Source organism: Arthrobacter sp. MYb224 (genome assembly GCF_002975455.1).
Lineage (GTDB): Bacteria > Actinomycetota > Actinomycetes > Actinomycetales > Micrococcaceae > Glutamicibacter.
In genome coordinates this window covers 59,441-82,388 of sequence record NZ_PCPU01000005.1, presented here as the reverse complement: position 1 = coordinate 82,388, position 22,948 = coordinate 59,441, and the positions used below count along the sequence as shown (strand labels likewise).

The 22,948-nt window shown below is 59.8% G+C and carries 19 protein-coding genes and 3 tRNA genes; 14 read left to right on the top strand and 8 right to left on the bottom strand.

Annotated features, from left to right (window positions below):
* Positions 1-109: 109 nt before the first annotated feature.
* Genes CQ017_RS10960 through CQ017_RS10950 form a run of 3 tightly spaced genes read right to left on the bottom strand, consistent with a single transcriptional unit; the run spans position 110 to position 5,341 of the window.
* Positions 110-2,461, bottom strand: coding sequence for a GNAT family N-acetyltransferase (locus tag CQ017_RS10960; protein WP_105553733.1), 2,352 nt, complete (start codon positions 2,459-2,461; stop codon positions 110-112).
* Between the two features lie 7 nt (positions 2,462-2,468).
* A complete protein-coding gene (locus tag CQ017_RS10955) occupies positions 2,469-3,824 on the bottom strand; it encodes a lysine N(6)-hydroxylase/L-ornithine N(5)-oxygenase family protein (RefSeq protein WP_105553732.1) in 1,356 nt (451 codons plus the stop codon).
* A complete protein-coding gene (locus CQ017_RS10950) occupies positions 3,821-5,341 on the bottom strand; it encodes an aspartate aminotransferase family protein (RefSeq protein ID WP_105553731.1) in 1,521 nt (506 codons plus the stop codon). The genes CQ017_RS10955 and CQ017_RS10950 overlap by 4 nt, the downstream gene beginning before the upstream one ends.
* A 316-nt stretch (positions 5,342-5,657) precedes the next feature.
* Between CQ017_RS10950 and CQ017_RS10945 the strand changes: the two genes are divergently transcribed.
* The 8 genes from CQ017_RS10945 to CQ017_RS10910 all read left to right on the top strand — a co-directional run bounded on the left by CQ017_RS10945 (position 5,658) and on the right by CQ017_RS10910 (position 12,109).
* The gene (locus CQ017_RS10945) at positions 5,658-6,926 is read left to right on the top strand and encodes an MFS transporter (protein ID WP_105553730.1); all 1,269 of its coding nucleotides are present in this window, start codon (positions 5,658-5,660) and stop codon (positions 6,924-6,926) included.
* A gap of 53 nt (positions 6,927-6,979) precedes the next feature.
* The gene (locus tag CQ017_RS10940) at positions 6,980-8,065 is read left to right on the top strand and encodes a glycosyltransferase family 1 protein (RefSeq protein ID WP_105553729.1); all 1,086 of its coding nucleotides are present in this window, start codon (positions 6,980-6,982) and stop codon (positions 8,063-8,065) included.
* Between the two features lie 124 nt (positions 8,066-8,189).
* Positions 8,190-8,265 (top strand) — tRNA-Asn (locus CQ017_RS10935).
* Between the two features lies 1 nt (position 8,266).
* Positions 8,267-8,339 (top strand) — tRNA-Asn (locus tag CQ017_RS10930).
* Between the two features lie 516 nt (positions 8,340-8,855).
* Complete coding sequence (locus CQ017_RS10925) at positions 8,856-9,695, top strand: phage holin family protein (RefSeq protein WP_105553728.1); 840 nt, start codon at positions 8,856-8,858, stop codon at positions 9,693-9,695.
* Positions 9,696-9,786: 91 nt separating this feature from the next.
* Entirely contained in the window at positions 9,787-10,701 is a 915-nt protein-coding gene (locus CQ017_RS10920) for a DMT family transporter (protein WP_105553727.1), read from the top strand.
* Between the two features lie 53 nt (positions 10,702-10,754).
* On the top strand, positions 10,755-11,936 hold the full coding sequence (locus CQ017_RS10915; RefSeq protein WP_374954993.1) for a glycosyltransferase: 1,182 nt from the start codon (positions 10,755-10,757) through the stop codon (positions 11,934-11,936).
* Positions 11,937-12,035: 99 nt separating this feature from the next.
* Positions 12,036-12,109 (top strand) — tRNA-Ile (locus CQ017_RS10910).
* Positions 12,110-12,200: 91 nt separating this feature from the next.
* Here CQ017_RS10910 and CQ017_RS10905 read toward each other — a convergent pair.
* Positions 12,201-12,722, bottom strand: a complete 522-nt coding sequence (locus tag CQ017_RS10905) for a M23 family metallopeptidase (protein WP_105553725.1) — start codon at positions 12,720-12,722, stop codon at positions 12,201-12,203.
* Positions 12,723-13,128: 406 nt separating this feature from the next.
* Between CQ017_RS10905 and rpsB the strand changes: the two genes are divergently transcribed.
* From rpsB to CQ017_RS10875, 6 genes are all read left to right on the top strand, one after another.
* Positions 13,129-14,001 carry a 30S ribosomal protein S2 gene (gene rpsB / locus CQ017_RS10900; RefSeq protein ID WP_105553724.1) on the top strand — a complete coding sequence of 291 codons (873 nt, stop codon included), beginning with the start codon at positions 13,129-13,131 and terminating at the stop codon, positions 13,999-14,001.
* Positions 14,002-14,144: 143 nt separating this feature from the next.
* Complete coding sequence (gene tsf / locus CQ017_RS10895; protein WP_105553925.1) at positions 14,145-14,981, top strand: translation elongation factor Ts; 837 nt, start codon at positions 14,145-14,147, stop codon at positions 14,979-14,981.
* A 167-nt stretch (positions 14,982-15,148) separates the two neighbouring features.
* Complete coding sequence (gene pyrH, locus CQ017_RS10890) at positions 15,149-15,871, top strand: UMP kinase (protein ID WP_096287360.1); 723 nt, start codon at positions 15,149-15,151, stop codon at positions 15,869-15,871.
* 107 nt (positions 15,872-15,978) lie between these two features.
* Entirely contained in the window at positions 15,979-16,536 is a 558-nt protein-coding gene (gene frr / locus CQ017_RS10885) for a ribosome recycling factor (RefSeq protein WP_096287358.1), read from the top strand.
* Complete coding sequence (locus tag CQ017_RS10880) at positions 16,536-18,140, top strand: phosphatidate cytidylyltransferase (protein WP_308729559.1); 1,605 nt, start codon at positions 16,536-16,538, stop codon at positions 18,138-18,140. The genes frr and CQ017_RS10880 overlap by 1 nt, the downstream gene beginning before the upstream one ends.
* A gap of 143 nt (positions 18,141-18,283) precedes the next feature.
* A complete protein-coding gene (locus tag CQ017_RS10875; RefSeq protein ID WP_374954794.1) occupies positions 18,284-18,856 on the top strand; it encodes a DivIVA domain-containing protein in 573 nt (190 codons plus the stop codon).
* A 108-nt stretch (positions 18,857-18,964) separates the two neighbouring features.
* Here CQ017_RS10875 and CQ017_RS10870 read toward each other — a convergent pair whose 3' ends face one another.
* Genes CQ017_RS10870 through CQ017_RS10855 form a run of 4 tightly spaced genes read right to left on the bottom strand, consistent with a single transcriptional unit; the run spans position 18,965 to position 22,759 of the window.
* On the bottom strand, positions 18,965-20,470 hold the full coding sequence (locus tag CQ017_RS10870; protein ID WP_105553723.1) for a cation acetate symporter: 1,506 nt from the start codon (positions 20,468-20,470) through the stop codon (positions 18,965-18,967).
* Positions 20,467-20,838: a hypothetical protein gene (locus tag CQ017_RS10865; RefSeq protein ID WP_258133595.1), complete on the bottom strand. Its 372-nt coding sequence runs from the start codon at positions 20,836-20,838 to the stop codon at positions 20,467-20,469. The genes CQ017_RS10870 and CQ017_RS10865 overlap by 4 nt, the downstream gene beginning before the upstream one ends.
* Positions 20,835-21,551, bottom strand: coding sequence for a LytTR family DNA-binding domain-containing protein (locus tag CQ017_RS10860; RefSeq protein WP_096287350.1), 717 nt, complete (start codon positions 21,549-21,551; stop codon positions 20,835-20,837). Before CQ017_RS10860 ends, CQ017_RS10865 begins: the two co-directional genes overlap by 4 nt.
* A gap of 20 nt (positions 21,552-21,571) precedes the next feature.
* The gene (locus CQ017_RS10855) at positions 21,572-22,759 is read right to left on the bottom strand and encodes a sensor histidine kinase (protein WP_105553721.1); all 1,188 of its coding nucleotides are present in this window, start codon (positions 22,757-22,759) and stop codon (positions 21,572-21,574) included.
* Positions 22,760-22,948 lie beyond the last annotated feature (189 nt).

Below are 22,948 nucleotides of genomic sequence, written 5' to 3'. Positions count from 1 at the left end.
CGGATTTTCGAATCATTGAACACTGTTCAGATTTTTGGTTCGAAGATTAAATGAAGCAGCTCGCGTCGTTCGATGCCAACCAAACGACGCGAGCTGCGAGAAGCTATCGCTAAACCGGAGAAACCACCCGAACCAAGGGGTTGTCCAAATCGCCGGCATAGAGCAGCCCGCCGGATTGATCCGAAAGATCCAGCATCTGCTGGTTGTTTCGCAATTGCAGTCGGTTCAGGCAGGAGAGCGGGAAGCTGTCGGCAAACAGGCCCAATGCCTCGAAGCGGTCTGCAAAGTCAGGATGCTGCTCCCGGTAGTCCAACAGGCTTTCGGTGACGACCTGCCAGAATTCGGCTTCCGGGAGCAAGGATTCGGCATCCAATAATGGGGCGAGGAAGCGGAAGAAGGAATCAAAAACATCGGTGAATATCGAAAGCACCGGGTCGCCTCCGGTGCGCACCCGACGAATTGTTTCCGGAAGTTCCACACGGTCCGAGAGCACCGCAATTTCTTCGCCCAGGTCCTTGAGCAGCACCCGCTGCACCGCCCCGTCGCGCAGGACCAGGATGATGTTCTCGCCGTGCGGCATGAACACCAGATCATAGGCCGCGAGGCAATGCACCAGCGGAGCCAGATAGGCCTCCAGATAATGGTTGAGCCACACCTTCGGTTCAAGTCCGCTCCGGCGGATCAGCGCCGCGGCATAACTCTTGCCGTGGGCATCGACATGGAGCAAACTGGCCATCGTGGCAAGGGTTTCGCCCGGTCCCAGCATGTCGATGGGCGACTCGCGCCAGAGCGCGGCAAGCATCTTGCGCTGTGGTGCGCTGGGCGTCGTGGCCGCCTCGAACTGCTGGTTTCGATAACCAACGGCCGCGACCTCGCGCAGCAACGCCACCGGTTGCGAGGCGAGTACCGGATCCGAGGCGAAGAGCTCATAGAGCCACTGATTGATGGCCGGGGTGACCTTCATATAGTCCGCGCTGAGTCCGCGCATGAACCCCATGTTAAGAATCGACATCGCGGTCTTGACATAGTGCTTGCTCGGTGAGGTGACATTGAAGAATGTGCGAATCGACTGTTGCGCCTGGTACTCGTCCGCGGAATATCCCAGCCAAATCAACTGGCCACGAGCAATGTCGTTGGCAAAGGTGGTGGACAGCCGGTTCTCCCACTGCCAGGGGTGGACCGGAAGATAAATGTATTGCGCAGGATCAAGTCCGGTACCGGCCAGACGCCGGGAGAGGTGCCGATCCAATGTCGCTTTGGCCTCACCGTCCAGTTCTTGTTCAAGCAACGACTGGTAGTCCAGCCCGTCGATGGAGTCGAACGAGGCCTGTGAAATATGCGCGGCAACCCAACCGAGCCGGATGGCGGCGCCGGTTTCCGGCGCATAACGCAGGTAGTCTAAGCTTCCCACCCCAATGCGCCCATTGTTGGCCACGAAGCACGGATGCCCCTCGGTCATGGAGGATTCGATGCGTTGGAAGGATTCTGCCGGGCTGCCGGCGGCTTCGGCCAGCTGCGTGCTGTCGTGCATTGCATGCGCCTGCTTGTAGCAATGGCTGCCTAGCGTGCTGTTTAGCTCCTCTAGATAAGTGGGGAGCTGTGCCTCGCTGAGCGTGAGTTCGGTGGCGAAAAGGGTGACAAAATCCAAGACGTCTACGTCGCTGCCGTCCCAGCCTTCCGCGGCCTGGATTAGATGTTCAACCGATGACTGCGAGATCTGCCAGTGATTCAGCGCGTAGCGTTGGGCGGTAAATTCGTAGCGGTGTCCCTGCTTTTCGACCCGATAACGGTCCTCTCCCAGTGGGAGCGGATCCAGCAGGCGCTCGTGGCTGAACTCGCCTAGGGCCTTGGCCAGAACATGCCTATTCGCCCGTTCCCAGCGAGCCGGGCTTAGATGGTTGGCGCCGGCTGATATCCCGGTGGTGCGCTCAAAATCCTCGCGGGTACAAATTGAAAGCAACGCCGCCTTGGGGCCTCGCGGCTCATCAAGCGTGACTTCTTTCAGCGGCTGGAAGCCGACGCGCGAGTTGAGCGCTTGAATCGTCTTGTTCCGTACATCGGGTTCAACCACCACCCGTTCAATTCCCGGTTGCGCGAAAGCGTGCCGGATGGCCGCGCCGAGGGCATGCAAGGTAAATCCGGTCTCGCCTTTCCCGGCGGGGACCGGAGCCAGGAAGTGCAGCCCGCGGTCTCCACGAACGTACGGGTACTTTCCCGCGAGACTGGATGTCGAGGGATCGTAGAGTTCGACCAGGAAGCGTGGCTCACCGCGGAGCTCTCCAAGGAGCACCTCATAGTTGGGGAGCTCCAGCAGTCCGCGATATTCGGTTTCAATTTCGTCAAGGCTTGCGGTGGGCATTCCCCAATAGCGGGCATGCTCGGTGGCGATCCAGGAATGCAAAAGCTTGGCGTCGGAGGGCAGCTGAATGCTGCGGAAGGTAAATGAGTTGTAGGTCGTCATGGGGCTCCTAATCTTGGGCCGAGATTGGCTGCGGTTGGCAAGTTGGCAAGTTCTCCAGCGAGGCGGCACCGAACCGCTGGAAGGCGATGCGCTCCTCGACTCGGTAGACCTCGCGCCCGGCAATGCGGTTGATAAGTACCGAATTCCTGTAGGCGCCCATGCCGAGATCCGGGGCGGTGAATCCGTGCGTGTGCAGTTCAGCGTTTTGCACGAAGATGTCGTGGTTCGTGCCTATCGAGTAGTTGCGGTCCACGTCCAGGCGGCCGTCGGGCAGGCGGGTGATTCGGTCTTCGAGGCCTTCGAGGAAGTCCGGTGTGCCGTTGCGGTAGCCGGTGGCGAGCACCAGCGCGTCGGTGAGGAACGCGAGCTTCTCCTTTTCCCGTTCGTGGTGCAGCTCGACCTGGATCGCCCCGTCCTGCGGAGCCACGGCTGTCGCGGCGCATCCTGTGCGCAGGTGAACGGGGGCCGGAGAAGCCACGCTGCGCTGATAGAGCTCTTCATGTATTTCATCGATCAGGTCGGCATTGATGCCCTTGTACAGGCCTTTTTGCGCCTTGGACAGAGCGTCGCGTTCCGAGATCGGCAGGGCGTGGAAGTGGTCGATATATTCTGGGGAAGTCATTTCCAAGGTCAGCTTCGTATACTCCAGTGGGAAGAAACGCTCGGAGCGTGTCGCCCATACCAAATGGTCTTGTTCCGGCAGGCTGCGCAGCAGGTCAAGGAAGATCTCCGCGGCGCTCTGTCCACTGCCCAGCACCGTGACGACCTTGGGCCTCTGCTCGGCCTTGGGCTCAATGATGCTCTGCCGTGAATGCAGGTACTCGGAGGAATGGGTCACCGAGCTCGTGGACAGCAACTGCTCGTCGACAAAGTCCGGGAGATAGGGCTGGGAACCGGTGCCGAGCACCAGCTTGTCCGCGCTGAAATGGGTCAGGCCTCGATCGGTGAGCACCGAAAGCTGGTAGGCGCCGTCCGCAAATTCGGCGGAAAGTACGCGATGGCCGAAGCGGACACTGGGCAGCAGTTGCGCAGCCCACGCGAGATAGTCGCTGTATTCCTTGCGCAGCGCGTAGAAGTTTTCGCGGATGTAGAACGGGTAGATTCGCTCCTTTTCCTTCAGATAGTTCAGGAAGGAAAACTTGTTAGTGGGATCTGCGAGCGTGACAAGATCTGCCATGAAGGGCACTTGCAGGTGCGCGCCGTCCAGCATCATGCCCGGGTGCCACACGAAGTTGTCGCTGGCCTCGAGCACCGCGACCTTCAACTCCGGTAGCGGGTCGGTGAGGGCGGCGAACCCTAGATTGAAGGGGCCAGCGCCAATGGCGATCACATCAAAGTGCTCCTGGGCTGATCCACGGTTCATGCGCGGGCTCCTTCTAAGCGTTCGAGCAGCAAGTCATTGCCGACGCGGCAAATTGCGTCGAGTATTTCGGTCAGGTCTTCCATGGTGGTATTCGGGTTCAGCAAGGTCAGCTTGAGCATCCGCCGACCGTCCACGGTGGTGGCTGCGATCATCGCTTCGCCGGTGCGGTAGAGCCGCTGGCGAATCTGGTTGGTCAGTTCATTCATTTCCGAGCAATCCAAGTGGCTTCCGGGATCTTTGAAGCTGAAGACCAAGGTGCTCAGCTGCACCGGGGCCGCCAGCTCCAGCTGCGGCCGGAATGAGACCTCGGCCTCGAGGGATTCGGCGAGTTCGATCACCCGGTCGAACATGTCACCCAGACGCACCGCTCCAAGTGTGCGGAGGGTGACCCAGAGCTTCAGCGCATCAAAGCGCCGAGTGGTCTGCAACGACTTGTCGACCTGGTTGGGGGTCTGCTGGGCTTGGGACTTCGGATTCAGGTATTCGGCGTAGTGGGCAATGGATTCGAAGGAATCTGCCGCGCGCAGAATCAGCGCGCTGGAACCGATTGGCTGGAAGAAGGACTTGTGGAAGTCCACGGTCACCGAGTCTGCGCGCTCAATGCCCGACAGCCGTTCGCGGTGCGAGGACGAAAGCAGTAGTCCGCCGCCATATGCGGCGTCGACGTGGAACCAGGCACCGACTTCATTGGCCAGGTCGGCTATCGGACCCAGTGGGTCGATGGCCCCGAAATCGGTGGTTCCGGCGGTCGCGGAGATCGCCATCGGAACCAGCCCACGGTTGATATCGTGGGCAATCTGCTCGCGTAGCTTGTCGGCATCCATTCGGTGGTGGCCGTCGGTTTCGATGCCGACTGCCGCTTCATGGCCCAGCCCCAGCATCATCGCCGCGTTGGAGATGCTGAAGTGGGCATCTTGTGAGGTATAGATGCGCAGGTTCTGCAGCCGCTGAGGCAGCGGTCCGGGGGTTTTCGACACCGCGTCGTTGCGGGCGATCAACATGGCTTGCAGATTGGACTGGGTGCCACCGGAGGTGAAGATGCCATCCGCGGCGAGTTGCGGGAATCCGATGAGCTGCGCGGTCCACGCGGTGAGGCGACGTTCAATGAGCGTGGCCCCGGCGCTCTGGTCAAAAGTATCCATTGAGGTGTTCAGGCTGGTGACGAACGCTTCGGCGGCCACGGCAGGAATTGCCACCGGGCAATTGAGATGCGCGGCGTACTTCGGGTGATGAAAATAGACGGCGTCACGCAGGTAGATCTTTTTCAGCTCGTCAAAAGACTCGGCGTTGCTCCCAAGCGGCGAGTCGAGGTCGATGGCATCGACCAGGCCTCGCAGATCCTCCGGCGAGGGGCCGGTGGTGGGTGATTCGACGGCGGCCAGCTGATCGGTGACCCGCAGCAGTGCCTCCCGGGCCTCGGACTCATAGCGATCTAAGGTGCCCGAGCACAGCAACGAATCATCAAAAAGCTGCGAGTCAAACAGGGGGATGTGCAGGGTCTCAAGAGAGGTTCCCACGGATACTCCTCACATGGTGAATTAAGTATTTGGTTAGTCTTCCCTAACCGCGAACTATTAACATCACAACTAGGTAACGTATTGCAAGCCCTTTGTGGATATGACGATCCGGTGGGAACCATCTGAAGGCGCCCAAGGGATCGAATGGCAGTGAATGTTGAGCTCGAGGCGAAGATGGGATTCTCGCCAGATTTCGCCGCTCAAGCACGGAAGATTGCCGGTCGACAAGGAGAAATGCTGGTCGGCTCGGTTCGGAATGAGGTAGCGTTGACATGGGGCCCCGGTGTGACGTATCTGACAATTATCATGGAGCGTAATGGAAACGACTTTGCGTGGTGAGCGACGTTTCCTTTTATCAAATACCAGCGACGCAGCCGGCAGAAGCCTGGCAGACTTCACCGTGGACCTCATCTTTGTCACCACCCTTGGTGCTAGCGCCTGGCAAATGGGGCTGCTCAACACGTTGGGTTCCGTCGCGTTCCTCGTCGCCACGATTCCCATCGGGTATCTGGTTGACCGTTACCGGCCTCTGCGGTTGCTGCGCATTGGGCTTGCCGCCAAGCTCGTGCTGGCCGGTTGCCTCTTGCTGCTGACCTTCACCGGAACCCTGAGCATCGGGTACGGATTCCTGCTGGTCACACTGCTGGGTGTCTGCAATGTCGTAGCTGAGACTGCGCAGGTCTCGGCCGTCCCACAATTGAATACGAACACCGGCGCGAGACGCGCAACCTCGATGAGTCGGCTGATCGCTAAACTCACCGCCGCGGATCAGTCGCTGGCGATTATCATCCCTGTTGCCGCGGGCACCGGCTTCGTCATCTTCGGAGCGTCAACACTTCTGGCGGTCGCCGTGGTGCTCGCCATGCTGGCCCTGGGCCTCGCCTATCTGGTCAGGCTCCCACGCAAGCCAGATTCGCATGGAAGTCAAGGTCCCGGAGGCAAGGAAGCAAAACACGATACTCACTGGCTATCCGGGCTGAAATACCTGCGTACAAACCGGACCCTGATTGCGGTCACCATTGCGGTCATGTGCTCAAACTTCGGGCTCGCGCTAGGCTCCGCGGTAGAAGCGCTGTTCATCGTGAATTACCTAGGATTCGGTGCCCAGGGATTTGGTATTTTTGCCGGACTGGGCGGTGCCGGTGGGCTGCTAGGTGCCGCGCTGGCCACGCGCATTGCCGTTCGGTTTTCAACGGCTCGGCTGACGACGGCGACGTTGCTCAGTCAATTTTTCTTGGCCACCATGGTATTTATCGCCGCATTCACCGCACCAGTAGTTTCCATGATTCTGCTCGGCGTGCAGGCAGTGGCATGGGGGATCGTGGTGATCGTTTTCAACATCGCCGTCTCGGCGTGGGTTGCAGACATCACGCCCGAGCAGCTTTTGGGCAGGGTGAGCAGCGCTCGCCGATTGTTCACTTTTGGCGCGATACCGTTGGGAAGCCTCGCCGGCGGCGCCATCGGTTCGGCCTTCGGCATTCCGGCTGCGCTGGGGCTGTGGCCGCTGGCCGTTGCCGCCGGGCTCATCGGATACCTCGTGATGCGCCCCCGAAAGGCACTTTTGAGCGCAGGCCAGACTCGGTGACCTTAAACGATAAGCTTGGAAAACCAGCTCCCCAAACGAAGGCTTCCACGCTCGTGAAACTCGTCATCGATGCCCGCTACACCCGGGTCACCCATCACGACGGAATCAGCCGCTATACCGCGGGACTCATCGAAGCAACGGCCAAGATCGCCGACGTGACGATGCTGATCAACGATCTGCGGCAGCTGGACCTGCTGCCAGATGTTCCGTACCTCAAGATCTCTGCCCCCACGAGCGTCCTTGAACCGTTGGTGGCCCTGCAGATCAATAAGCTGCAGCCAGATGCGGTGTTCTCCCCGATGCAGACCATGGGCACGCTGGGGCGAAAATTCCCGGTCATTCTCACCCTGCACGACCTGATTTACTATGCGCACCCGCATGCCCCGAAATTCTTGCCCGCGCCCATCCGCTGGGGCTGGTTCCTGTTCCACCAGGTCTACTTCCCGCAACGAATTCTGCTGAACCGTGCCGACGCGGTAGCTACCGTTTCACAAACCACCGCGGATCTGATGCGCAAGCACAGGCTCACCAAGCGGCATATCGGCCTGGTGTCCAACGCTCCCTCGAACGAGAGCGCGAGCCGCGATCTGCGAGCCGCCGCGAAGAACACGCTGCTCTACATGGGCTCATTCATGGAGTATAAAAACGTCGAGACGTTGATCCGGGCCATGCGGCTGCTGCCCGATTACGAGTTGCACCTGCTCAGCGGCATCAGCCAGCAGCGTCGCGCCGAGCTGGCAGCTGAAATTCCGCACGGCGCCAAGGTGGTATTCCATGGGGGAGTGAGTGACGAAGAGTATGCCAATCTGCTGGCTTCGTGCACCGCCTTGGTGACCCTGTCGCGTGAAGAAGGATATGGTCTTCCGCTGGTGGAAGCGATGAGTGCGGGCACTCCGGTGGTAGTCACCGACATGCCAATCTTCCGAGAAGTGGCCCAAGAAGCGGCGCTTTTTGCGGATCCCGATAGCGAGGAAGCCTTCGCGCAACAGGTGCAGAAGCTCTCGGATCGGGATGTCTGGAGAGAATATGCGGACCGTTCGCTTGTACGTGCCGGCCAATATTCGTGGGATGCCTCGGCCCGGCAATTAATTGAACTGGCTCAATACGCGATTGACCATTCGCACCGTTCGCCAAAATAGGTTTCGGCTGAGATTTGAAAGGAATCTCCGACTCTCGGGTCGGGTAGCTGCATGCCTTGGGCACGAGTCGAGTCCCTGATTTCAAAACAGTACTTGGCTAGTGCTAAAGTAGTTCTCGTAGCATTCCTCCATAGCTCAATTGGCAGAGCATTCGACTGTTAATCGAAGGGTTACTGGTTCAAGTCCAGTTGGAGGAGCCATTCCTCCATAGCTCAATTGGCAGAGCATTCGACTGTTAATCGAAGGGTTACTGGTTCAAGTCCAGTTGGAGGAGCTTTCTTAAGGCCCCAACCGCATGACGCGGTTGGGGCCTTATTCATTAAAGCTTCACCCATTGGACTTCGGGATATCTGCGCGATCTTCAGGGGAAACCCTGATAGCGCCGCGAGTTGGGCTCTGGCTAGGATATTTATTAGGTAATCGCGGGTTCGCTCCGGTGCGTTTTGAGACGCGGCGGACAGCTAGAGGTTCGGGTAGTCAGCATGGACTATATAAAACTGATCCTTGAGAACGAATCGGATTTCTGGTCGGTGAGGTATTGACGGGCCTCGGACACGATTAGTCGGCAGGTAACTGATGAACAGGATGTGAACTACGGGGCATGCATATTGATGCGGTCGCTTCCTATAAGCTCAAGTGGATAGACGATAGACTTTCAAATCGTTAACAGTTACACCCGTGGCATGAGATTTAGCTGTGGGGTTTACGCCTGAAGACTGATACGTAGGCGGTAACCGGAGTGCTAGCGTGGAAACACCGGTTGCTGAGCGATCGAGAATATGGAGAAACCATGTCTGAAGCTGATTCGATGCAAGCAGATGAAAGCCTGAAGTCGAGCGTCAAGAGTGCCAAGGCGCAAGTCGATGGACTCAAGGAGCTTGTCCCGCAGCAGCTCTCGGACGAGATCAAGCTAGGAACCACCTTGCTCAAGAGCAAGGGCATCAGATTGGGTGTGGCCGCCGGACTTGCGGCGGGCGCACTTGTAGTAGTTTCGCTGTTTGTAGTTGCAGTGGTTGTCACCTTGGTGAACGTGTTGGCTATCTGGTTCCAGGGCTGGGCAGCGGCACTGATCGTCGCAGGTTTCTTCCTGCTGGTGGCAGCAATTCTTGCCCTTGTTATTTATCTCAAGGTTAAGAAAGCCTTGCCGCTGACTCCAGAAGCAGCGATTCGCGGCCTGCGCCACGATATCGGTGTGATCAAGGACGGCAGCAACTTCGACGTCAGCACCTTGGATGAGCCAATGCGCAAGAAGGACGAATCCGAAGAGTCCGCAAAGGACAAGAAGAAGGAACCTAAGCCTCCGGCTCCTACCGCGGATGAATTGGTACTTCGCACAAAGCGTCGCCGCCGCCAGATACAGGCGTTGCGCGACAACTTGGGTCAGAGCGTTCTAGGACCCAAAGCCAAAATCGACAAAGCACGCCAGTTTGCCGAAAACGCCGGAGACTCGGTGACTAACGCTGCTGCCAAGGCACGTAGTTTCGTCACCTCGTCGGTGAACAATGGTGAGAACAGCGAAGCTGATCGTGCAGGACAAGAACGGGTGGAGAAGGCTAAGCCTTTTGCGATCATTGCAGCGTCGGCCGGGGCTCTCGTTGCGATCATTCGTAAGCTGGTCAAGCGCTCCTAGGTTCTTGAACCGATGAGGTGGCGCGGCGATATAACGCAACCGCGCAGCATGGCCTCTCGGAATACAAGGAACTAGTGGGAAAGGCACTGACATGGTTTGGATCGCTATTGCAGCGGCACTATGCGGTGCCTTTTGCCTTGCCTTCGGCGCGCACTTCCAATCGAGCGCCGTAAAGTCTGCCGCCGGTGGTTTGGATGTCACCCTCGGCAATATTGGCAAGCTGATGGGCAATGGCCGGTGGATGAGTGGTTTGCTGCTGCTCGGGCTTGGCATGGTGCTCAATGTCTTCGCATTGGCCAGCGCCCCGCTGACCGTCGTACAGCCAATTGGCGCCATCGCGCTGGTGGTGACCACGGTGGTCAATGCGCGCGAACACAAGCTCACGATGAATCTTCCGACGGTACTCGCGATTGCCGCTTGTATGGTTGGCTCGGCCACGTTCGTACTGATGGCAATCAACGTTACCGGTGATCAGCATCAGGTCAGCAACTCCGAGGAGTTGCTGATCGAGGTGATTCTGGCGTGTGTTATCGCAATGATCGGAATCACTGCACTGTTTTTCCACCGGAAACTCGGGGCTATCTTCTACATCGTAGGGGCCGGTGTGCTCTTTGGCTTCGTAGCGGTGCTGGTACGTACCGTCGCAATCGATGTGCTGCACTTGGGCAGCCAATTCTGGTCATCGGTGCCATGGCTTGCTCTAGCAGCTGTGGTGGTGGCGGGGCTGCTTGGTTCATATTTTGTGCAAAACGCCTATTCAAAGGGACCGCCGGACTTGGTTATCGCAGGACTGACGGTAATTGACCCGATTGTCGGCATCGCCATAGGCATAACGATCCTGGGTGAGCTTCGTCCGGATGTGCCTGCCATGCTGGCTGTGGCCATGGCGTTGGCTGGGGTGCTTGCGATCGTTGGCGTGGTGGCGCTGTCTCGTCATCATCCGGTGGTTCTGGATCGCAAAGCCAAGGCGCGGCATTTAAAAACCCTGTCTAGCCATGACACATAGAAATAGCTAAGTACTTCTCACAAGACAATATGTTGATCGAACAAGGACAATACGTGGCCGAGGAAAAACCGCTGACGATCGTCATCGCCGCCGATACCTACCTGCCGGATATCAATGGCGCGGCCATGTTCTGTTATCGCTTGGCCACCGCCATGAAAGAGCGTGGGCATCGCGTGCACGTCTTGGCGGTACGCGGGGAGAACGGCAAGACCTTCACCGAAGTTCGTCCGGAGGCGATTGTGCATCGCCTGCAATCCCACGCCGTACCAACCCACGAGTACTTCCGGATCGTTTTTCCTTGGGAAGTTAACTCACAGATCAATAAGCTCCTGGCTGATATCAACCCGGATGTGGTGCACGCGCAGAGCCACTATATGATCGGCCAGCAGACGATTGCCTACGCACGGAAGCACGGTGTGCGCTCGGTCGCAACAAATCACTTCATGCCCGAGAACCTCGACCCGTTCTTGCCATTCCCGAAGTGGTTCAAGAAAATTGTCGCGCGTAACTCCTGGCGCGATATGGGAAAGATCTTCGGCAAGGCCGACGCGGTTACCACGCCCACCCCTCTGGCGGCCAAAGCCATGAAAGACTATGCACGACTGACCAAGGTTTTGCCGCTGTCCAATGGCATTGAAGCCGGAAATTATGAGTTGGCTGAGGGCGAAGAGATAGTTCGCAACGAAGCGCCGACGATTCTTTTTGTTGGCCGTTTAGCTGTTGAGAAGAACGTCAATGAACTGATCGAGGCGTTGGCCATCATGAAGCAGGTTCCCGACGCAGTCCTCGAAGTAGTCGGAGGCGGTGAACAGCGCGCACCCCTGGAGCGTATTGCCCACGAGCAGGGATTGAGCGATCGAGTTCGGTTCCTAGGCCACGTCACTACCGAGGAGCTTCGCCTTGCGTACCTGCGCTGCGACGTATTCTGTCAGCCGGGCACCGCCGAATTGCAGTCTCTGGTGACGTTGGAGGCGCTCTCCGCATCGAAGCCTGTGGTGCTCGCCAATGCGATGGCACTGCCGCATCTTGTCGATGTGGGGGTGAACGGCTACATGTTTGAACCCGGGAACCGCGAAGACCTGGCGCAGAAGCTTGATACGGTGCTGAGCATGGACCAGCAGGCCCGCGAACGACTGGGCGAAGCTGGCCATCGCAAGGTCATGAATCATGCGCAGGAGAAGACCATGAATTCCTTCGAAGCGCTATACCGCGGTCAAAGCGTCAACCAGCATTAGAGCGTGAGGACACCACCGCGACCTCGAATCGAGATTTTGGCTGGTCATGCCCTAGAATATTTCGAGTGTGGTTACCGCTGTGGCGGTAATTCTCATAGTGGGGCGTTAGCTCAGTTGGTTAGAGCAGGGAACTCATAATTCCTTGGTCGCCGGTTCAAGTCCGGCACGCCCTACGGTAAAAGCCACCGAGCGACTTGTGGAAACAAGTCACTCGGTGGCTTTCCTTTTTGCTATGTCGGCCATGAGCCGAGCGAATCCGCAAGTTCAGTCGTTCAGCGGCAATAGGATTGACGGGCGCAAGTCCTCGATCAAGAGCGCTGGATCAATATATTCTCCGTCCAGTCGCACGCCCCAGTGAATGCATCGGCCGGTGCAGTGCGCCCCCACCGCCACGAACCCGAGTTTGGCGCCGGGCTCAACCCAGCTGCCCACCTGCAGCTCACTGGTTACCGGTTCCAGGCTCGTCTTAAAGCCGTAGCCGTGGTCAATAACCAGCACGGGACGGTCCACGACCACCCCGGTGAAGGTGATGCGTCCACGATTCGGGGCAATCACTTGGGCGCCTTCTGCTGCGGCAAGATCCACGCCACGATGACCGGCCGACCATTTTTCGGCCGGCTTATCAAAGGCATTCAGGACCTTCGGCTCACCGGTCAACGGCCAACGCCACACGGCCGCAGCGGTTGGTTGCGCGAGGGAATCCACTGGCTGTGCGTGGGCTCCCGGAGGAATCAATGACAGCACTAGCAGTGCTTGGGCCAGCAGCAGGAGGTGTTTCGATTTCATCTATCCAGCGTGCGCGGCAGAGACCGGATGGACCTCGGATTGATGGCCGTTTGTGGGTAACTTCCGGGATGAGTTTATAGGCGCTAGATCACCAAGGATCTCTGTCAGCCGGACGGGGTCGGTGTAGTACACTTGGAACTGCAGTTTCTTGTCATAGGTGTGTCCAAAATTGGTGCACCAGTCAAGAGATTGACTTCGCGTGCGAGGTTCCACGACCTTTACAGGAAGTGGGCGCAAGTTCCAGTGGTCCGAGAGAATCGGTGGACTTGCGCGGACTGTCAAGCAGTCCGGGCCGCGCACTAGGGCAGATAACCAAAACGGGGATCTGCGTACAACCCAAACAACTAAGAGCAGTTACCGCGGACGCGCATGCGTCCGGTCCGCCACTGCTGAGAGGAGTTGCGACATGCCAGTCGTAACCATGCGAGAGCTGCTTAACAGCGGCGTCCACTTCGGCCACCAGACCCGTCGCTGGAACCCAAAGATGAAGCGCTTCATTCTGACCGAGCGCAACGGCATCTACATCATTGACCTGCAGCAGTCGCTGTCGTTCATTGACCGTGCCTACGAGTTCGTCAAGCAGACCGTCGCCCACGGTGGCACCGTTCTGTTCGTCGGTACCAAGAAGCAGGCTCAGGAATCCATCGCCGAGCAGGCTAACCGCGTTGGCCAGCCATACGTGAACCAGCGCTGGCTCGGCGGTATGCTGACCAACTTCCAGACCGTCTCCAAGCGCGTTCAGCGCATGAAGGAACTGGAAGAGATCAACTTCGAGGACGTTGCCGGTTCGGGCCACACCAAGAAGGAACTTCTGCTGCTCAAGCGCGAGCTGACCAAGCTGCAGAACAACCTCGGTGGTATCCGTAACCTGACCCGTACCCCTTCCGCTATCTGGATCGTTGACACCAAGAAGGAACACTTGGCTATCGACGAAGCTCAGAAGCTGGGTATCCCAGTTGTGGCCATCTTGGACACCAACTGCGATCCGGACGAAGTTACGTTCCCAATCCCAGGTAACGACGACGCCATCCGCTCCGTCAACCTGCTCACCCGCGTTGTCGCAGACGCTGTTGCTGAAGGCCTCATCGCCAAGAACAACAAGGCTGCCGGCAAGACCGAGGGCGCTGCAGAGCCAATGGCCGAGTGGGAGCGCGAGCTGCTCGAAGGCGAGAAGGCAAAGGCCGAGGCTCCTGCCGAAGCTGCAACCGAAGCACCAGCTGAAGCAGCAACCGAGGCACCAGCTGAAGCTGCTGCTGAAGAGGCTCCAGAAGCCAAGTAGTCATCTGACTATCTCTTAGAGTTTGCTTTCACGCGCTACCATGCGTGGAAGGATGCTCAATAAAGTCTCGTGGGACGGGTTGGTTATCCGACCCGTCCCACGAGCGACATAAACTTGAAACCTCCTAGTGAACGGGGATGCACGTGGCAAACTACACCGCTGCTGATATCAAGGCTCTGCGCGAACGCACTGGCGCTGGCATGATGGACGTGAAGAAGGCTCTCGACGAGGCTAACGGCGACGCCGAGAAGGCCATCGAGATCATCCGCGTCAAGGGTCTGAAGGGCGCTACCAAGCGCGAAGGCCGCTCGACCGCAGAAGGCCTCGTAGCCGCCAAGGTCGATGGCACCGTTGGTGTCATGATCGAGATCAACTGCGAGACCGACTTCGTCGCCAAGAACGAGAAGTTCATCGAGCTGGCAAACAAGGTTCTGGATGCCGCTGTGGCCTCCGGTGCCGCAGACGCCGAAGCACTGCAGGCTTACGAGCTGGACGGCAAGCCACTTTCGGAGATCGTCATCGAAGAGGGCGCAATCCTCGGCGAGAAGATCGTTGTCCGCCGTGTTGCCCGCGTCGAGGGTGCAAGCGTTGCAGCGTACCTGCACAAGACCAGCAAGGACCTGCCTGCACAGGTTGGCGTCCTGATGGCCGTTGATGCGGATTCCGAAGCCGCCGCAACCGTCGCCCACGACGTTGCAGTGCACACCGCCGCATTGGCTCCTACCTACCTGTCCCGCGATGAAGTTCCTGCGGACAAGGTTGCAGACGAGCGTCGCATCGCCGACGAAACCGCACGCGCCGAGGGCAAGCCAGAGGCCGCCCTCACCAAGATCGTTGAAGGCCGCTTGACCGGTTTCTTCAAGGAAATCGTGCTGGTTGACCAGGCTTTCGCCAAGGACGCAAAGAAGTCCGTAGCCAAGGTCTTCGAAGAAGCTGGCACCAAGCCAGTTGCCTTCGCCCGTTTCCGTGTTGGTGCCTAAGGGTTCAGCCACACAGTAAGCGAATGCCGCTTCTAGCGAGCGGCTAAACAAGTCAAGGGAGGTGAGCCACCGAGCAACTCGGTGACTCGCCTCCCTTTTCTTGAGCCCGGATGACAAGATAGTTTGAGATCCGGATACAGATTTCTCAACCCCAGGAGACAGACCCCATGCCTACCAGCCCAGAAACCAAACGCCGCCGCGTCTTATTGAAGCTTTCCGGAGAGGTCTTCGGCGGAGGCAACGTCGGCGTTGACCCAATCACCGTGCGTGGTGTCGCCGAACAGATCGCTGCGACCGTCGGCGAGGTCGAGGTGGCAATCGTCGTCGGCGGCGGCAACTTCTTCCGTGGCGCCGAACTTTCGGCCGCGGGCATGGACCGCTCCCGTGCGGACTACATGGGCATGCTCGGCACCGTGATGAACTGCTTGGCGCTGCAGGATTTCCTGGAACAGTGCGGCGTGGAAACCCGCGTGCAGTCGGCCATCGCCATGGCGCAGGTTGCGGAGAACTACATCCCGCGCCGCGCCATCCGCCACATGGAAAAAGATCGCGTGGTCATCTTCGGCGCCGGCGCCGGCCTGCCGTACTTCTCCACCGACACCGTGGCCGCCCAGCGTGCCCTGGAGGTGGACGCGGACGAAGTCTTGATGGCCAAGAGCGGCGTTGACGGCGTGTACACCGCGGACCCGAAAAAGGACCCAAGCGCGAAGAAGCTCGAGACCCTGACCTACTCGGAGGCGCTGCAGCGCGATATCCGGGTTATGGACCAGACCGCGATGACCATGTGCCAGGACAACAACGTGAACATGCTGGTCTTCGGCATGGAAGGCGAAGGAAATGTGGCAAGCGCCATCCGCGGCGAGCGGATCGGCACCACCGTCACCCCATAAGGGTGTTCGTGGCATAGGATTGATTTAGATCTATTTGTTCGGTTGCTTCACCTGCGTGTTATCGCGGTTGAGGCAGCAGAGCGCAGGCAAAGTACTGAGGAGTACCGGTGATTGACGAAACGTTGGCGGATGCCGCCGAAAAGATGGACCGCACCATTGAAGCCGCCAAGGAGGACTTCGCGACGATCCGTACCGGTCGCGCCCACCCTGGCATGTATTCCAAGGTCATGGTGGACTACTACGGTTCCCCAACCCCACTGATGCAGCTAGCCTCCTTCGCTGTTCCAGAAGCACGCACCATCACCATCAGCCCCTTCGATGTTTCGGCCATGCGCGCCATCGAAAAGGCCTTGGGCGACCCAGAGGTTGGTGCCAACCCATCGAGCGACGGCAAGATGATCCGCGTGGTGCTTCCGGTGCTCACCGAGGAACGCCGCAAGGAATACGTCAAGCTTGCCCGCACCAAGGGCGAGGACGCGAAGGTTGCCCTGCGTAACCACCGTCGCAAGGCCAAGGACAGCATCGACAAGTTCGTCAAGGATGGCGAAATTGGCGAGGACGAAGGCAGCCGTGCCGAAAAAGAACTCGACTCGCTGACCAAGGCGCACGTTGATTCGGTCGATGAGATCCTGAAGAAAAAAGAAACTGAGCTGCTGGACGTCTAATGCCAGGCTCGACAGACAACACTGAGGGCAACGCTTCGGCGGTGCCCTCAGTGGCATCCGGCGAAGACCAGCCCATGACTCGGCGTGAGGCCCGCGCTAAACGCGAAGCCGCCGAACGCGGTAACTCACGCGCCTCGAAACTCAAGCGAGCGCTCTCCGGGGCGCAAGCCGAGCCTGCGAAGCCAGCCGGGGCTAAGGCCGCCGACAAGGCGAAACCGGCTACGGCCCAGCCGGCAGCCGAGACCGCTTCGCCGTCCCCAAAAACTTCTGCACCGACCGCGCAGTCGGCCGCCGCTCAGACCGCGCCCAAACGTGCACCCGTTGCCGCCAAGCCAGCCGCTCAACCTGCAGCAGGCAAAACCGCAAAGCCCGGGGCGGCTAAACCGGACGCCGAGGCACCCGCAAAGCCCGAACCTGTTTCGGTGGCTCGCCCGGATAGCGTCAAAGCCCCCGAGGCTACCATCGGTTCCTCCCCGCAGCCGGCCCAGGCCGAAGGGGCCCCGAAGCCAGCCGAAGCTGCCGGTGCGGCCCAAGCTCCGCAAGCTCCCAAACCGGTAGTCGATGCGGCCAAGGCGAAAGCTAAAGCGCAGGCAAAGGCGCAACTAGTTGCCCCTGCGCCGGCGTCGAAGACCTCGGACGGGCAGCCAGCGGCGGGAAAGCCAGCGGAAGCAACGCAGCCAAAACCTCCGCAAGCGAACAGCGAGGACCTGGCCGAAACCGGCAAAGCCGAACCCGAAGAAGCGGAGATCCCCGCAGAATTGCTGATCGGGGGACCACCGAAGAAATCCCGGGCGGGGCGAAACCTTCCGGCGGCCATCGGCGTGGGCCTTTTGATGCTCGGCTTGGCGATGCTGGGACTGTTCTGGATGCCAACCCTGCTGGTGGTTCTGATCGTGGTGCTCGCCGGGGTAGGTTCCTGGGAGGTGGCCCGCGCGACAACCCATGCGAAAACCGAGGTGCAGCAATTCCCGCTGTATTTGGCGGCCATATTGCTTCCGGTCAGCGCTACCCTCGGTGGCCTCGACGCGTTGGGTTTCGCCTATCTGGGTAGCTTGATCTTGGCATTGCTCTTCCGAATCCTCGAGGGGCTCAAGGGTGCGGCAGCCTCGGTGATGAGCAGCGTGTTCATCATCAGCTGGGTTCCCTTGCTGCTCAGTTTCGCCCTCTTGGTGATGCGTGGCGAGAACGGCAACCTGCTGATTACGACGATTCTGCTGTTGGTGGTCAGCAACGACACCTTTGGCTACGCCGTGGGCGTGCTATTCGGAAAGCATCCGATGGCCCCGAAGATTTCGCCCAAGAAATCATGGGAAGGCTTCGCCGGGTCCATGGTCGGGTCCATGGCTATCGGCGCGCTGGCAGCCAACTACTGGCTGGATATGCCTTGGTGGTCCGGAGTGATTCTCGCCTGCTTCACCACGGTCGCAGCGACCACCGGTGACTTCGCTGAATCCATGGTCAAGCGTGAATTGGGCATCAAGGACATGAGCAACCTGCTTCCGGGGCACGGCGGCATTATGGATAGACTTGATTCGCTGTTGTTCGCCATCCCGTTGGCCTATCTCATCTCGCACCTCTTGGCCTGGAGCGTCGCGGTTTTCTAAACGCGTGAGCTGCAGAACCGGTGACGGATCTGCGCCGGACGGTGTGCCCATGGCAGCAAAAGATTTCACAACACATAAGATTGAAGGGTGCCGCATCATGGCGGTACGCCTAATGACTTTTCGTCTAGAACTAAGGAATAGTCGTGTCGCAGCAACAAGATGCTCCGTTCTCCCGGGTCCCGGACAAGGAATTCGGCTACAACGTAAAGCAGGTTGATGCTTTTCTCAGCCGGGCGCGTGCCACCTTTAACGGCGGCGGAAACGATGATGCCGTGGTGACCAGCCACCTGATCCGCCGCACTACCTTCGCACCGCAAAAGGGCGGCTACCAGGCCCGCGAAGTGGACGGCGCACTGGATCGGCTGGAAGACGTATTCGCCAAGCGCGAGCGTGATGACCTCATTGCCCATCAAGGCGAAGAGGTCTGGTTGCAGCAGGTCGGACGCCTGGCAGCGATCCTCCGCGGGCGTTTGCACCGTGCCAAGGGTGAGCGTTTCCGCCGACCTTCACGCTCCAACGCCTCAAGCTACAACATTGAAGACGTCGACCGGCTCTGCGATCAACTGATCGACTACTTCGAACGCGATGTGCCGATGGCCGTCGACTCGGTACGCCGCGTGGAGTTCCGCTCCGCGGTAGGCACCGAAGGCTACGAAGAGTCCCAGGTGGACGCCTTCCTCGACCGCGTGGTCGAGCTGATGGCTTCGATCGACTAAGAATTTTGAGACGCGCCAACCGCGGCTCTGGCAGGCCAGCAGGCCTGCCAGAGCCGCGGTTAGTGCTTTAAAGCGTCCTGGGCTGCATCTCTTCGATTCGTGGCCGAATCAGCTGAGCCGGTCAGCGCCCGTGTCACCAGCTGGCTTGTAGCTGCGCTCGGGCACATGCAGCAGCTCCATCACGCGGTCTGCATTGGCTGGGACCCTGCGCCTGGTGGACTTGGAGACCAGGATCATCACCACGAAGGCCAGCGGAACGCTCCACGCCGCCGGCTGGCGAAGCATCAGCACCCACAGCGAATCGCTGCTTTCTGGCAGCATATTCGATCCGAGCAACGCCAAGCCGCAGCAGGCCGCGCCGACGGACATGCCAGCAATGGCCCCGCGGGCGGTGAGCGAACGCCACCAGATGCCCAGCAGGAGCAGGGGGCAAATGGTCGAGGCGGTAAATGCGAAGACATTGCCGATGGCGCCAGCCAACGCCAAGGAATTCGTGAGCAAGGCAATCAGCACCGGCAGCGCGGTGGCGAGCACCGTAGAGATCCGGAATCCGCGCACGGTGCCCTGGAAGAACTCTTGCGACAGCGCGCCGGCCAAGGAGACGGCCAGCCCGGAGGTGGTGGACAGGAAAGCCGCGAAGGCTCCTCCCACCACGATCGCGGTGAGCAGATCGGCGAGGAACCCATCGAAGATGCGTTGCGGCAGCAGCAGGATCGTCGCGTCGGCGTTATTGGCGCTCAGATCCTGGGTGTAGAGAATCCCCAGCACCCCCAGGGTGGTGGGGAGCAGGTAGAACACCGAGAGCAGGCAGAGCACAATGGCCGTCGTGGTGCGTGCGGCTTGCCCCGAGGGGTTCGTGTAAAAACGCACCAGCACGTGGGGCAGGCCCAAGGTGCCAAAGAGCAAGGCCAGGATGATCGAAATCGTCTCATAGAGGCTCATCCCGCCGATGGACTGCAACCGCCCGGCGACCGCTGCCGCCCGCTCGGGCACCGAGTATTCCGGCATGACCTGGAAGAGCACGAATAAGGTCGGGATCACCAGGGCCGCAAGCTTGAACCAGTATTGGAAGGCCTGCACGAAGGTGACCGAACGCATCCCGCCGGAGACCACCGTCAGGCACACCACCGCGGCGACGATGACCGGTCCGACCCAGCCGGGCAGCCCGGTGGCGATGGATAGGGTCAGCGACGCGCCATGCATCTGCGGGACGATATACAGCCAGCAGATGATCACCACCAGATAGGTGGTGATCTTGCGCAGGAGCACGGAGTCTTCGAAGCGGATCTGGGCGAAGTCCGGGATGGTGTAGGCCTGGGAACGGCGCAGCGGAGCGGCCACAAAGAGCAGCAGCATCAGGTACCCGGCGGTGTAGCCGATGGGGAACCAGAGCCCGGACTGGCCGCTGAGCACAATCAACCCGGCCACACCGAGGAAGGAGGCCGCCGAAAGGTATTCTCCGCCGATGGCCGAGGCATTCCACCAGGGTTTTACGGTGCGCGAGGCCACGTAGAAATCGCTGGTCGTGCGGGAGAGCCGCAGCCCGTAGAAAGCGATGAGCATGGTGGCCACGCAGACCATCAGCAGCGCCAGGATGGAAAGCACGCCGGTCATCGAGAGATGCTCCGGTAGCGTCGCTCGTTGCGCGCTGCGGCCCGATTGAACAACAGCCCGGCAACGATGATCATCGGGTAGATTCCCACGCCCAAGATCCACCAGGGAAGGGGAATGTGGAAGAGCGTCACCTGGGCGACCACCGGCCAGAAGGCCAAAATCGCCGAGATGCCCACCAGCATGATGAGCAGCCCCGCAGCGACCGCCATCGCCAAGCGAAGCTGGGAACGGATCAGCTGGCGCACGTAGAAGGTCTCGGCGCTCTGCTCGGGGCGGGCGGCGGCGATATTCAGGCTTGCGTTCTGCGGTGCCTGCACGCGCACGCGTTGCGGGCGCTGTTCGGCAAATCGGTCTTGCTCCGGGCTCACGATGGGCGGATCCGGTTCGCGGCCAATCGTTCACGCAGGTCGGGCAGGGCGCGCCGGGAGATCGGCAGCTCGGCGCCGTGGACCACTACCGCCGCCTTGCCCGTTTGCAGCCGCACCGTCTCGATCTTGTCCATGCAGACCAGATAGGAGCGGTGGATCCGCACATAGCCGGATCCGGCCCACTGCTGTTCGAGGTCATTGAGCGGCACGCGAATCAGGTAGCTGGCATCGCGGGTGTGCAGCCGAGCGTAGTCGCCTTGGGCTTGGACATAGCCGATATCTTCGCGGGCAATGAGCTTGGTGATGCCGCCTTGGTCAACGGTGATCATTTCGGGTTTGGCCGGTTCGTCATCGACCAGTTCGCAGATGCGGCGCACCGATTCGGCCAGGCGCTGCGGGCGGATGGGTTTGAGCACGTAGTCGATTGCCGCCAGCTCGAAAGCCTGGAGTGCCTGGTCCTCGTCGGCGGTGACAAACACGATCAGCGGCGGGTGGGTGAAGCGGGAGATGACTCGGGCGATATCCAATCCGGACAGCGCCGGCATGTGGATGTCCAGGAACAGGGCATCGACGTCGTTTTCTTCCAGTGCCTTCAGCGCCGCGGCGCCGGAGGTGGCACGGTGGATTTTTCCGATACGCGAATCCTGTCCGAGCAGGAAGGAGATTTCTTCAACCGCTGGAAGTTCATCATCGGCAACGACCACATTAATCATGGCTAAAACTCTACCGTCAGTTAGGCCAATACGTCTGTCTCTAGCCCTTGTGGGGGACGGAACTTGGGGATTCTCAGGGTAATCAGCGTCCCGGCACCCGGAGCGGTGTCGATGAGCAGCCCATTGGCGTTGCCGTAGAGCTGGCGCAGCCGCACATCGACGTTGCGCAATCCGACGTGCATATTCACGGTGGTTCCGGCCAATACCGAGGCCAGCTGTTCCGGGTCCATGCCGGCCCCGTCGTCTTCCACGGCGATCACCGCGTGCAAACCGTCCTCGGTGGCGGTAATCGAAATCCTTCCGCCGTCCGGGCGGGCTTCCAGCCCGTGGTGCACGGCGTTCTCCACCAGTGGCTGGAGGCACAGAAACGGGATCTGGGTGGGCAATACTTCGGGGGCGATCTGCAGCGACACCTTAATGCGATCCCCGAAGCGGGCCTTTTCCAGGAGGAGATAGCGGTCAATGGCTTCGAGCTCTTCGGCCAAGGTGGTGAACTCACCACGACGGCGGAAGGAGTACCGGGTGAAGTCCGCGAACTCGATGACCAGTTCGCGGGCACGCGCCGGATCGGTGTTGATGAAGGAGGCGATCGCGTTCAGCGAGTTGTAGATGAAATGCGGGGAGATCTGCGCGCGCAGCGCACGCATCTGCGCCTCGAGCAGCTGCGCCTTGGACTCGTCGAGTTCGGCGGTGGTGACCTGTGCGGAGACGAAGACCGCGACCTCGCTGACGGCTCGCACGAAGCTCGCCCCGGCGCGTTCGGCCAGGGCGGTGACGGTGCCCACCGCCTGCCCGCCCACCATGATCGGGGCCGCCACCAGATCCAGCCCGGAGGTGCGGTGGACTTGTGTTTTCTGGCTGCCGATCACCGAGGAGCTGACGGACTGGGCGTGTGCTTCGAGATCGGCGGTGAACTCGATGGCCGCGTCGGTGGCGAGGATCGCCCTGGTGTCGCTGATCAGGAAGGCGGAGCAGCCCAGCAGCTTGCGCAGCGCCTTGGCGCTTTTGGCCGCACCCTCTTCGGTGAGCCCGCGTCCGAGATGAGGGACCGCAATGGACATATGGTGCAGGGCCTGGAAGGTGGCTTCCTCCGCGTAGGTCCCCAGTTCGTTGGTGGAACGGGAGATCTTGAATCCCAGGTAGCCAACGATGGCGATGCCCACGACCACGATGGTGACGATGAGGGTGATCTGCAGCGCTGGTGACATATTTCAATCCTAAAGCCCGCCGCCGTCGTTGACCGTTCGTCGTCACGCAGCGTGCCGTTGAGCGCAGGAATTTATCCGCTAATCCATTGGCGTGGCCGAACCCCTAGTGGGGGACGGGCAAATGACCAATAGTGAACTTAGTCACAATGCACATGTGTGCGTCATCACTACCCTGTTTAACTCGTTCAA

Excerpts from the sequence above, each read along its gene's own strand:
- CQ017_RS10960 (WP_105553733.1), bottom strand. The coding sequence starts at position 2,461 with ATGACGACCTACAACTCATTTACCTTCCGCAGCATTCAGCTGCCCTCC.
- CQ017_RS10955 (WP_105553732.1), bottom strand. The coding sequence starts at position 3,824 with ATGAACCGTGGATCAGCCCAGGAGCACTTTGATGTGATCGCCATTGGC.
- CQ017_RS10945 (WP_105553730.1), top strand. The coding sequence starts at position 5,658 with ATGGAAACGACTTTGCGTGGTGAGCGACGTTTCCTTTTATCAAATACC.
- CQ017_RS10925 (WP_105553728.1), top strand. The coding sequence starts at position 8,856 with ATGTCTGAAGCTGATTCGATGCAAGCAGATGAAAGCCTGAAGTCGAGC.
- CQ017_RS10920 (WP_105553727.1), top strand. The coding sequence starts at position 9,787 with ATGGTTTGGATCGCTATTGCAGCGGCACTATGCGGTGCCTTTTGCCTT.
- CQ017_RS10905 (WP_105553725.1), bottom strand. The coding sequence starts at position 12,722 with ATGAAATCGAAACACCTCCTGCTGCTGGCCCAAGCACTGCTAGTGCTG.
- rpsB (WP_105553724.1), top strand. The coding sequence starts at position 13,129 with ATGCCAGTCGTAACCATGCGAGAGCTGCTTAACAGCGGCGTCCACTTC.
- pyrH (WP_096287360.1), top strand. The coding sequence starts at position 15,149 with ATGCCTACCAGCCCAGAAACCAAACGCCGCCGCGTCTTATTGAAGCTT.
- CQ017_RS10880 (WP_308729559.1), top strand. The coding sequence starts at position 16,536 with ATGCCAGGCTCGACAGACAACACTGAGGGCAACGCTTCGGCGGTGCCC.
- CQ017_RS10870 (WP_105553723.1), bottom strand. The coding sequence starts at position 20,470 with ATGACCGGCGTGCTTTCCATCCTGGCGCTGCTGATGGTCTGCGTGGCC.
- CQ017_RS10860 (WP_096287350.1), bottom strand. The coding sequence starts at position 21,551 with ATGATTAATGTGGTCGTTGCCGATGATGAACTTCCAGCGGTTGAAGAA.
- CQ017_RS10855 (WP_105553721.1), bottom strand. The coding sequence starts at position 22,759 with ATGTCACCAGCGCTGCAGATCACCCTCATCGTCACCATCGTGGTCGTG.